Source organism: Lacticaseibacillus zeae DSM 20178 = KCTC 3804 (assembly GCF_000260435.1).
Taxonomy (GTDB): Bacteria; Bacillota; Bacilli; order Lactobacillales; family Lactobacillaceae; genus Lacticaseibacillus; species Lacticaseibacillus zeae.
Genome location: NZ_BACQ01000026.1, coordinates 62,211 through 71,981 on the forward strand (window position 1 = coordinate 62,211; position 9,771 = coordinate 71,981).

The window sequence follows — 9,771 nt, forward strand, 5'->3', positions numbered from 1 at the left end:
TTACGGTTTTGGGGTTGCCTTTAAAACCTGCGCCTTCACCGTGCTAATAGCTGTTGCATCAGACCCGACATATTTAGCAACGTACTCGCCTTTTTGATCACCATCATCAGGTGAACCGGCCGCAGTAAACGTATAGCTATCGCCTTCTGGTGCCTTCTTGTCAGCTGGATTTTGTGTATTCAAGGTTTCTTTGTCCTTGGCAAACTTGCCGCGGAAGAAGCCTAAGTATGCGCTGTCCCCAGCCAAACTTTCTGCTTCCAAAAGAACGCCGCAGTATGGTGGGTTAGTGTCATTACCCACATAGGTAATGCCTGCTTTGGTAGTTTTCTGGCCAAGGATCTTTGCTTCAGAATCAAATGGCAGATCAATCAAGGTAAAGTCCACAGATACTTCACCAACACCCTCTTGAGAAATCCAATATTCAATATCTGATGCAGCCGTTTTCAACGGATTGCTTGCTAATCCTGAAATTTCGGCGGTAATAGTACCACCTTTGTTTTGATCGCCTTGGATAACAATTGGATCACCATCGGGAACCCCTAATTCGTCAAACGGTTGAATGGTCATGCGTGGAAAATGTACTAAAGTCATGTGATGACTCCTTTCTAATAGTTAGCGTCATAAAGCTGTGTGACAGTTCGATATCGCCGTGCATCGACATACCGTTTCGTGTCACTAAAAAATTCGTCAAGCCCCTCGGATAATTGCGAGAAGCCTAACGAGTACATGTGTTTTTTGATTGCTTGTTGTATCTGCTTACACAGCATGCGATCACCGGATTGCACATCAATCTGGTAAGTTAGCTGTTGTGCTAATTCTTTATCACTGGCACCAAAAGCAGCTGTTGGAGGAGATAACGGTTTGATGAGAACAAACGTTTCCTTAGAAGCTGCCTCTGGATAGTCGTAATACTTAATCGGGTACTGAGATACTAGCGGATCACCACGTATCTCTGTATAAATCGTGTTCAGCATGTCTTTCATAGCAGTTTCCTCAATTCAGCCGCTTCTAGCTCTTTCAGCTTCGGCTGCATTTCATCATATGATGATCGAATTTTCCCTATGCCTCTTGGAGCATACGTGCGCCCATTTCGGGTGTACCCAAATTCGTTGAGATGAACTAAGCGCCACCGTTGTTTTGAACCATCACCAGACCACCCAATCTTGATATTGCGAACCCCACCACGAAGCCGTGGTTTGCCCGCAGTAATTTCATTGACCGTTGCACCAGTGTCTCGATAGCTTGCTGCAGCTTGCTTAAGCTCAACAACTGCATACCGGCCAGCGATGGTTAACGCGTTGTTGACATATTTAGCAACCTTGCGATCACTAAATTTTTGACTGAGTTTGTTTTCTAAGTCTTCTAAACCTTTAACGTCTAAAGTTGCTGTCATTGCTTCGCCCCCAATACCAGCGTAATGAACCGGTTAGCTTCAAAATCATGGCGAACTTCTTCAACTTGCCATTCCTTAATATCCCGATAACGAGAGTCGTCAATAAACGCTGTCATCTTGTTGTTAGGAATGAACTCCCCTTTGGTGTCTCGGATAATCACTGTTACGCCCAGGTCAACCTCATGGCTATCAAGAACCACCTTGTCCTTATTGCTTGGCGAATAGGCATCGCAAAGACAAAAAAACACTTCTTTAGGCTCAATGTCTGTTGGTTCAGGTGAATCACCAACATCTTGAGCATAGAAGTGAATCGGTATTCTTAATTTTCCACTATCAACTTTGGGAGGCTGGTACTGAAAACTTGGACGACTAGCCATTATCATCGTCCCCCTCACCATATGCTTGTAGGCTTAGACCAATGATCGTAGATAGGAAGTTGTCCTCGAAGAACTCGACTTGGTCATTGTAGACATACCGAGTACGTTCAATGACAAGCTCTTTGAATTGGCCATTGGTAATGTCCGACACTCCAGTCATGCGATTAACTGCATCGTACGAGGCCTGTAGCATGTTTTTAAGCTCAGCATCTTCTGACGAGTGGTAAATGCTCATTCGAGATTTAAATTCCGTCAAAAGTGATTCAATCTGATCATCATTCATCTGGTGTCACCCCCGCAAGTTTCTGTAAATCGGCCTTTAATGCATTGCTTGGGTAACTGATTCCCTTTGAATCAAGATATGACTTCAGCTGTGCAACGGTTGAGTTGCTGTCTACCCCCGTTACGCCGGGGGATACTAGTTTCCCGTCCCACCAGTTGTGGAAGCACTTGGCGCAGCGATATTCAGCGCATAGACAAGTGCAGCATTACTATCTGCTGGTGCACCATAGAAGAACTGCTTAGCAGTGAACAGGATTGCGTCCTGAATGGCCAATGTTTGGTTAAAGTCAGAGATGTTTAAGCCGCCAGCCATGTATGCGTCATAACGGCCTTTAACAAAAGCAATCGCCTTCCCATCTGGAACGTACTGAGATTCGATGATCTGAATGCCATATGGCAGCGCATATACCCATTGACCATTAACGTTTTGCATGGTCATTGCACGCTCAAAATCGAGCGAAGCCCCCGGCTGTACAACCAAAATGGTGTTACCACGTGCAACTACAGGCTTGCCGTTTTCCTTCTTGGACAGAGCCTTAATGATGGTCATCAGTTCAAGCTTTGCCGTGTCAGCATCTTTGAGAGTTATAGTGCCTGCATCAGCCTTAACAGGATAGGTTGTCACGCCAGCGGCAGTGGCACCTTTTGATGGATCACGATCAAGCCCAATTGGCTTACTGTTACCATCGCCATCGACAAAAGCAGATTCAGATGCGGCCGCAAACGCTTCGGTGATTTGGGTAGTAACGTATGTGCGTACCCATGCCGGACCGAATGAATCAAGATCATTAGGCAGCACTACGAATGCCGTCAGTTTACTCATTTCTGCATCAACAGACGTGAACGTAGCATCAAGCTGCCCTTGAATATCGCCAAAAATCTTGCCCCATACAGCGGCACCTGTAGCATCAGACTTCCAGATTTTCAAGCGCACACCGTTGTTCTGCAAACCAATTGCTTGCAGCAGAGGGTGATTAGAAGTCAGATCTTCGAAAATCTTGTCCACAGTGGTTTGTGGAATAAGCTGGTCGTTCTTGAACCCAGTATCAGTCGAGATATCATTGAAGAATTTAACTTCGTCTTGGGTCATCTTTACATCACCGGTGTTTGCCGCGATGATGCTATCAATTTCCTCTTGGGTCTTATTCTTCAGCTTTTCTTGGAAGCTGTTGAGATCAGTGGACAGTGCGTCCATCATTTCGCCAAACGCCTTGCCTTGGGCTTCAGCATCACCACCACTTTTGACAATGTCTGCGAATGCCTTTTGTTTTTCCGCAAAGGTATCTAAATTCTTAAAGCTCATAGTCATATTTTTATGACTCCTTTCGTATTAAAAAAGGAACCCTGCAAACTTGCTTTGCTTAGGTTCCTCATGGGATTTCAATTTATTTGCAAGCTTTTCTGCTAATTCATCGGTGTCAATCTTTACAGCCGGTTCTGTTGGCTTGTCCTTGATTTCTCGATACTCCTTAAGAGCATCAACGATCTCTTTTGTCAGCATCGTTTTTGGCCCCGCTACCAAGGTAGGCTGCTCCTCAAACATAATTTCATCAACAAATCCAATATCTTTGGCCTGTTGTGCTGACATATACGTTTCGTCCGCCATTAGCTTGAGCATCTCATCAGCTGTTTTTCCGGTTTTTGATGCATACAAGTTAGCAAATTGTTTATCTTGCATTGAAAGAACATCACTGTACTTGTCAAGATCACCGGAGTTTCCAGAAATGCCAGAGACTGACACACGGTGAATCATGAATGTAGCCGTCGGTGCCATCATAATCTTGTCAGCTGACAGTGCTACTACTGTAGCTGCAGATGCTGCCTGACCGATAATCTTAGCCGTTACAGTTCCGGGATAGTCTTTCAAAAGCGTCGCAATTGAGCTCCCGGCGGTAACCAATCCACCTGGACTATCAATTTCGACTACAACGTCTGAATTATCAGTCGGAAGCATTTCACGGATCGCGTTTGGAGCTACTAAATCCAGTCCCCATGACTTCATGACACTCGCAGTCTCATCATCAACAAGCTGAGTGTTAATTGGAATCACTGTCGTCATCATTATCACCTCCCTTCGTTGCTTCCTCATAGTTCTTTGTGATGTAATATTTTTGGCCGCTTCCGTCTGGAATTGGATCATCGCCAAACCAGCTTCGCACAGTGTCACGATTGTATACGCCGCTTGATACTAGCTTGTCTATTGCATCGCTAAGATTAAGAGCATTAGGCTTATTCAGTCCCCAAACGGTGACCTTATCTTGATCATATGAAGACTGGCTTACAGCCTTGGCATTTAACTCATCCTCAATTTTTTGATTAAGCGGAGCAATGCAAAAATTCAATAATTCTTGTTTATTCTGATCAACTTCCGCCTGTGCACCGTGGAGCAATGCTGGTGGAATTCCTAGAATCTCTGCAACGCTGTCAACTGCCTCTTTACGTGCAGCAGTAATGTCAGAAAATGCCTGATCTGCGCCACTATACTGGCTCGAAACTTCGTCGTACTTAATACCCTTTTGTAAAGGCACAATTGCAATGTCGTTGTCTCTGAATGCACTAAAGAGCTTATCAATAAATTTCTGAGCTGGATTCTCTTTCTTATTGCCATTCGCATCATCTTTAGGCGTTTGGCTATCAAAACTTGTAACGCCTGAGAAATCCACCGTTGCTCTTAGCTGCTTGTTACGCATGGCAAAACTAATCATGCGGCTGAATAAATTAGCATAGTCGGACAGCAACTGATTTGTGTATGTGGTTAGGTTGTCGTTGTTGTATTTGATAAACCAAACGTCATCCATTCCAAACACACGCTGAAACTGATAGTCATTGACCACCACTCCAGAAAACGTATCAGGATATACTGCCTTGACATTATGAACGTAGCTGTCAGCAATCAGTAGGTCGCCTGTATCGTCCTGAACGACCAGCACTTCATTATCTGTGATGAGTTTAAAGATGAGTTCCTGCCAAAAACTTGTCGCTGTTTGGTTATAGTTTGGCCGGACATTCAGCTTGTAATAAAGCGCTGAATTTTTAGTTTTGAACTCGGACTGAGAAACCGTTCTAGCTAAAAAAGAAGCACACGTATTTAATGCATACTGTTTCAGGTAAACTTGCGTCTGCTGCCCGCCAATTAAATCGAGATCATAGGCAAAGCTGGCATCTTTTCGTTGATTAAACAGATCAAATAAGTTGAAGTTCACGCTTTCACCCCCTTTCAGAAGTCGAGGTCATTCAAAAACGCCAGCGATTCACTGACGTCCACATCGGATAATTCATTTGCTCGGTACAACGTATACTCAAAAGCCTTAAAACCGTCTGTCTTGCGACGGGTTTCCTCTTTCTTCTCGTAAGACTTGTTTCCGTTTGCTTTGTTGACCTTAACCAACACATTTTGCGTGTTCCAGCGAAGCATTGGATTGTCTCCCCAAATAAATCTGTGGCGCGGAAACCCATCGTCGATAATCGATGCGAGCAACCCGTCGATTGAAGTAGGGTTGTAAATAATATCTACATCGAAGCCGCCGTCTTCAAACATTTTTCGCATGATCTGGGCTCGGTAATTATCCATGACCACCTTTTTGATGTTGAATCGCTGAGCCATCTGTTGCATCCATTCCAGCGCATGTTTCGGGTCCATCAACGGCTCATCGATGACTTCAACCAGGCCGCTACGTTCCCAGTCGTGCAGAGGAATATTTATTCGCTGATTAGGTGTGGCAATCCGTTCCTTGCGACTGTATGCGTAATATTTGTCACAGAAGCCTTTTCGCGCCCATTGCTTTTCGATGGTCACCAGTTTGTCCTTATAACGAACGGTAACGGCAGCGGCAATGAAATCTCGTACACTGGCAAAATCCACCGCCCCTATTGCCTCTCTGCCGTCCAAATCATGCGGAATCGGTTGATTGGTTGCTGCAATCTCTTCCCAAGGCGCAACACTACTGTTCATTGACGTGCTGGGATAGTCCATTCTTTTGGTCAAAAACTCTTCACGGCCGCTTGGCGCCTCCACCAATGCGTCGTAGTCTTTTTTAATCTGCCGGTATAACGTTTTGCCGTATGTGGACAAGGGCTTGACGATCATTGGCACTGACTTTTCCCACATCCTGGGATTGTCTATTTCGTCCTCACTGTCAATCTTGCAAATCCATGGGAACAGAAAATCAGGTGCCGCCTTGCCTTTCAAAACGCTCTCCGCTTGTTTTTTCTTGGTGTCAATGAACCCATCGCGAACGTATCCATCGGTCCCAATGAAGAAAACACGGGGGTTGGCCTTCTTGCCAAGGCCAGATAAGTGCACTTTGACATTAGAATCGTCTTGGTATTCGTGAATCTCGTCAAAAATAACAAACCCGTCTCGCAAACCGTCCTTGGTGTTACCATTTGATGTCCGATATTTAAGCGTCGAGTTTGTCCGGCGCGATTTGATCTGGGTGTTTGTCGCGTAAAACGCGCGGCCAAGTGTTGGGCTGCTGTCCACGACGTCTTTTATTTCGGCTACTGATGTCTTCGCCTGTTCTTCGCTGTTGGCAATGATCGATCCGTTATATCCACGAACCCCATTGAACTCCGAAATCAAAAATGTGCCAAGCGCAGAGATTAGCCCATTTTTACCGGACCCACGACCCATCATCCACAAAAAGTCTTCATAATAATTGGTCCCGTCTTCGTGATACAAAAAAACGAACGCAATCAAGAACTTTTGGAACGGCTGAAGTTTGAAAAACCACTTCTCGCTGAACTTAATGCAGTTCTCAATCTGTTCGTTGTCAAAATGCAGTGTGTCGTCAGATAGCACAGACTTTTTTAGATAATCAACAAGCTGAATACGTTCCTTATTAAACAGCAAGTGTCCTTCTTCATAACCCCTGATGTAATCATCAACATACTTGTTATGAATCAAAGCAGATCATCAGGATCATATCCCGTGCCCTTTCCATCAATTCCAGGCGGAGCGGACAATCCCATGTCCTTGCCAAGTGAAATTAGGCTTGCATTGATCTTGTTCATATCAGCCAAAGCAGGATTAGATTTAGTGAAATGCTGACTGCCATTCTCAATTTCAATAATTGGCTGCTTGATAGCTTCTTTTTGAAGCTTGTAGAACATGTCAACCATTGAAACATATCGGTCCACCTTCTCGGTTTCAATTGGATTAGTCTTGTCTATCTGAGACAAGAGCCTGTTTTTAAGCTTATCTAGCTTGTCCATGGATTATCACCTCCCATTTTTGGTATAGGGTACCCCCCTCGCGCGAAAAAAACGAAACATTTTTGCGGAAGACGAGCCCGTCCACCGGTCCCCGAATTTCAAAATGGCATTGAATTTTTTGACCCGGGGGTCTGTTATTTTACCATCTCTCATCGCTGGCATACGGATTTTTTGGTCTCCCCAAACGTTTGTAATTGAATCGTCCGTGTCGCTTGTTGTGACAGTCGCGGCAGAGTGTGCGTAGATTGTCTGGATCAAGCGCTAGGTCTGGACGTTCCTCTAGCGTCTTGATGTGGTCAATCTCCAGTGTCATGTCATTGCCAGTAGTCACGCGTCCTTCCGCTTTGCACCATTGGCATTCATAGTGGTCACGTTCAAGAACTTGTTCGCGCAATGCTTTCCATTCAGGTGAACGATAGAAGTGTGCACGACCAGCGTGGCTGTGAACATCTCCCGTATACGATGTGTTAGTCATGCCCATCACTCCTCATGTAATCCGATGACGATTGCCATGCGATCAAGCCGAACAGTTTTGCCAGCACGAATATTAGTGTGAGCAGTAATAAAAAATTGCACATGCTAAATCGTCTCTCGATTAAGACAATATGATTGTCGAATAGGAACCGTCAATGTTTATGCCAGTAACATCCCATCCAGCAGTCGTTAGTAAGCTGATTACTTCATTAACGACTGCTGGATTATACTTGGAAACGCCAACTGAGATTGGGGATGTAGTATTAATTCCTTGATTAATGGCTTCGTTAACTTCGGCAATCAGACTGTGTTTGTATTTCTTAGTTGCATTGGCACGAGTTGGCAGGAATCCTTCCATTTTTGGTAGCACTGGTGCTGGTGGAGGCAACTGACGGTGAGACAATTTCCTGCTTTGGCCTTTAGCATTATCGAATAGCATGTCTATCCCTCCGTGTATTGTTTGATCTTGTCAACCCGCAAGTCGCACCATTCATCATGTGTGCCGTCTGCCTTGTAAATTGTTACTACTGGCATTGATCGATAGCCTAGTTTGCGGAACCGCTCGTAGTCGTCCGCGTCTGCTGTGATGGTTGACACCGGCATGACCTGCTTTAGCTTCATCGCTGTGTGGCGACACTTTTGACAGCCAGGCCTTGTGTAGATAATTGCTTGCATGTGTTTCTCTTCTCTCGATAGTTCCTCAATGATTCGGTATTCGGCATCGTATAGGTTGCCGTATTCGGTGTTCCATACTCTAGACATCTGGGACACCTAGTATTTCAAAACGATAGCCATGGGCCGTATTTTGTTTCCCACGAATTACTGCTGACACCTGTCTAAAGTCAACACCCAGCTTTTTACCGGCTACATGCAAACTTGGAAGAATCAAAGACTCCCCTGTGTTAATATTGGTCGCAATAATCTGTTTTGGGTCATTGCTATAATTGGTCTTATGCTTGTTCCCGGAAGACTTAGCTATTCTATATTTACGTGTTCCATAGTTAAGATTATATTCGCTTGTGCACCATTCAAGATTTGATACTGAATTGTTTGCTTTATTTTCGTCCTTGTGATTAACCTCTGGTAAATTATTAGGATTGTCCAAGAATGCTATAGCTACAAGACGGTGGATTAACCGATATTTGGTGTCTCCGTCTCGGCAAAGAGAAACCAAATGATATCCACGGTTGTTGTGCTTGTCAGCGAGCACTCTGCCTTTCCTGAATTGACCATTTTTATCTGTACGATCAAGGCTTCTTACTCTTCCCATATTGCTAACTTGGTATAGTCCCTCAAAGCCTTCAATGTCTTTCCAAATTTCAGTTGAGTTCATAAGTACACCTCAATCTTTCGTCGTCATAAACGAACGCATACAGCAGATGTTTGCCCGTGGTGAAGCCATTCTTAATCTCATAGGGATCATTTGGCTTTGCTGTTCCAAGCTGGCGCCACATAATGCCACGATCATCTTTAAACCGCTCGCTATGATAGTGGCCTGAGTGAAGCTCATATGTTTTTGCCATATTGAATATCTTTTTGTACTCAAATGGAAAAAGTCCTGTCAGCTTGTTCTTGGCTACATCTCCGTGGGCGAGCATAATGCCAACATGCCCTAGCAAGTATGCACAGCGCCAGTCGGTTGCCGGATTACTGTCATTGAGATCAACCTGTACTTGTGGATAGCGATCTATCAGCGCATAAAGAAAAGCGTATTCGAGATCTCCTGAATGGTTGCCGAACACGCTCTTGATTGATACGCGATTGCTATATTCAATTGCCAGCGGAATAATCTGGTCAAACAGCTTCACTGCATCATGGAATGCCTGACGCATGTTTGCGTGATCTAGTTGTGTTCCTCTAACCGTTTGTGTTGCATGAATCTGATCACTATGGAACAGATCTCCCAATTGCTCGATCACAATCTCGTTGTAGCCGTCCATGATGATCTCTCTAAGTTGACTCACCATGTCTCTTAGATCGGCGAATGTTGTCCAGCCAAAATGCAGGTCAGGCAATGGGATGACCAAGTTA

General features: G+C 44.7%; 15 protein-coding genes and 1 pseudogene. All 16 read right to left on the reverse strand.

All coding sequences use genetic code 11. The features are described 5' to 3' along the window. Positions 1-591, reverse strand: a complete 591-nt coding sequence (locus GSO_RS04835) for a major tail protein (RefSeq protein WP_010489610.1) — start codon at positions 589-591, stop codon at positions 1-3. 14 nt (positions 592-605) lie between these two features. After that, a complete protein-coding gene (locus GSO_RS04840) occupies positions 606-983 on the reverse strand; it encodes a hypothetical protein (protein WP_003572639.1) in 378 nt (125 codons plus the stop codon). Further along, positions 980-1,393, reverse strand: a complete 414-nt coding sequence (locus tag GSO_RS04845; RefSeq protein ID WP_010489614.1) for a hypothetical protein — start codon at positions 1,391-1,393, stop codon at positions 980-982. The genes GSO_RS04840 and GSO_RS04845 overlap by 4 nt, the downstream gene beginning before the upstream one ends. After that, positions 1,390-1,770, reverse strand: a complete 381-nt coding sequence (locus GSO_RS04850; protein WP_010489616.1) for a hypothetical protein — start codon at positions 1,768-1,770, stop codon at positions 1,390-1,392. The genes GSO_RS04845 and GSO_RS04850 overlap by 4 nt, the downstream gene beginning before the upstream one ends. After that, positions 1,763-2,053 (reverse strand): hypothetical protein, encoded by a 291-nt coding sequence (locus tag GSO_RS04855; RefSeq protein WP_010489618.1) that lies wholly within the window; start codon positions 2,051-2,053, stop codon positions 1,763-1,765. The genes GSO_RS04850 and GSO_RS04855 overlap by 8 nt, the downstream gene beginning before the upstream one ends. Next, the gene (locus GSO_RS18555; RefSeq protein WP_081483703.1) at positions 2,046-2,141 is read right to left on the reverse strand and encodes a hypothetical protein; all 96 of its coding nucleotides are present in this window, start codon (positions 2,139-2,141) and stop codon (positions 2,046-2,048) included. Before GSO_RS18555 ends, GSO_RS04855 begins: the two co-directional genes overlap by 8 nt. 47 nt (positions 2,142-2,188) lie before the next feature. After that, on the reverse strand, positions 2,189-3,361 hold the full coding sequence (locus tag GSO_RS04860; protein WP_010489620.1) for a phage major capsid protein: 1,173 nt from the start codon (positions 3,359-3,361) through the stop codon (positions 2,189-2,191). A 21-nt stretch (positions 3,362-3,382) separates the two neighbouring features. Further along, positions 3,383-4,114 (reverse strand): head maturation protease, ClpP-related, encoded by a 732-nt coding sequence (locus tag GSO_RS04865; protein ID WP_235500831.1) that lies wholly within the window; start codon positions 4,112-4,114, stop codon positions 3,383-3,385. Beyond that, a complete protein-coding gene (locus GSO_RS04870) occupies positions 4,089-5,255 on the reverse strand; it encodes a phage portal protein (RefSeq protein WP_010489625.1) in 1,167 nt (388 codons plus the stop codon). The genes GSO_RS04865 and GSO_RS04870 overlap by 26 nt, the downstream gene beginning before the upstream one ends. A 14-nt stretch (positions 5,256-5,269) precedes the next feature. Continuing rightward, a complete protein-coding gene (locus GSO_RS04875) occupies positions 5,270-6,958 on the reverse strand; it encodes a terminase large subunit domain-containing protein (protein WP_010489626.1) in 1,689 nt (562 codons plus the stop codon). After that, the gene (locus GSO_RS04880) at positions 6,955-7,266 is read right to left on the reverse strand and encodes a P27 family phage terminase small subunit (RefSeq protein WP_010489629.1); all 312 of its coding nucleotides are present in this window, start codon (positions 7,264-7,266) and stop codon (positions 6,955-6,957) included. Before GSO_RS04880 ends, GSO_RS04875 begins: the two co-directional genes overlap by 4 nt. 139 nt (positions 7,267-7,405) lie before the next feature. After that, the gene (locus tag GSO_RS04885) at positions 7,406-7,741 is read right to left on the reverse strand and encodes an HNH endonuclease (protein ID WP_010489630.1); all 336 of its coding nucleotides are present in this window, start codon (positions 7,739-7,741) and stop codon (positions 7,406-7,408) included. Between the two features lie 120 nt (positions 7,742-7,861). Further along, complete coding sequence (locus GSO_RS04890; RefSeq protein ID WP_010489633.1) at positions 7,862-8,179, reverse strand: hypothetical protein; 318 nt, start codon at positions 8,177-8,179, stop codon at positions 7,862-7,864. Positions 8,180-8,181: 2 nt separating this feature from the next. Continuing rightward, positions 8,182-8,502, reverse strand: coding sequence for a thioredoxin domain-containing protein (locus tag GSO_RS04895; RefSeq protein WP_010489635.1), 321 nt, complete (start codon positions 8,500-8,502; stop codon positions 8,182-8,184). Then, complete coding sequence (locus GSO_RS04900) at positions 8,495-9,073, reverse strand: NUMOD4 domain-containing protein (RefSeq protein WP_010489637.1); 579 nt, start codon at positions 9,071-9,073, stop codon at positions 8,495-8,497. Before GSO_RS04900 ends, GSO_RS04895 begins: the two co-directional genes overlap by 8 nt. Then, positions 9,060-9,771: pseudogene (locus tag GSO_RS18330) on the reverse strand (hypothetical protein); the annotation flags it as partial. The pseudogene GSO_RS18330 and the gene GSO_RS04900, both read right to left, overlap by 14 nt.

Coding starts and splice junctions, on each gene's coding strand:
- GSO_RS04880 (WP_010489629.1), bottom strand. CDS start 7,266: ATGGACAAGCTAGATAAGCTTAAAAACAGGCTCTTGTCTCAGATAGAC.
- GSO_RS04840 (WP_003572639.1), bottom strand. CDS start 983: ATGAAAGACATGCTGAACACGATTTATACAGAGATACGTGGTGATCCG.
- GSO_RS04850 (WP_010489616.1), bottom strand. CDS start 1,770: ATGGCTAGTCGTCCAAGTTTTCAGTACCAGCCTCCCAAAGTTGATAGT.
- GSO_RS04865 (WP_235500831.1), bottom strand. CDS start 4,114: ATGATGACGACAGTGATTCCAATTAACACTCAGCTTGTTGATGATGAG.
- GSO_RS04895 (WP_010489635.1), bottom strand. CDS start 8,502: ATGTCTAGAGTATGGAACACCGAATACGGCAACCTATACGATGCCGAA.
- GSO_RS04860 (WP_010489620.1), bottom strand. CDS start 3,361: ATGACTATGAGCTTTAAGAATTTAGATACCTTTGCGGAAAAACAAAAG.
- GSO_RS04900 (WP_010489637.1), bottom strand. CDS start 9,073: ATGAACTCAACTGAAATTTGGAAAGACATTGAAGGCTTTGAGGGACTA.
- GSO_RS04845 (WP_010489614.1), bottom strand. CDS start 1,393: ATGACAGCAACTTTAGACGTTAAAGGTTTAGAAGACTTAGAAAACAAA.
- GSO_RS04890 (WP_010489633.1), bottom strand. CDS start 8,179: ATGCTATTCGATAATGCTAAAGGCCAAAGCAGGAAATTGTCTCACCGT.
- GSO_RS04855 (WP_010489618.1), bottom strand. CDS start 2,053: ATGAATGATGATCAGATTGAATCACTTTTGACGGAATTTAAATCTCGA.
- GSO_RS04835 (WP_010489610.1), bottom strand. CDS start 591: ATGACTTTAGTACATTTTCCACGCATGACCATTCAACCGTTTGACGAA.
- GSO_RS04885 (WP_010489630.1), bottom strand. CDS start 7,741: ATGACTAACACATCGTATACGGGAGATGTTCACAGCCACGCTGGTCGT.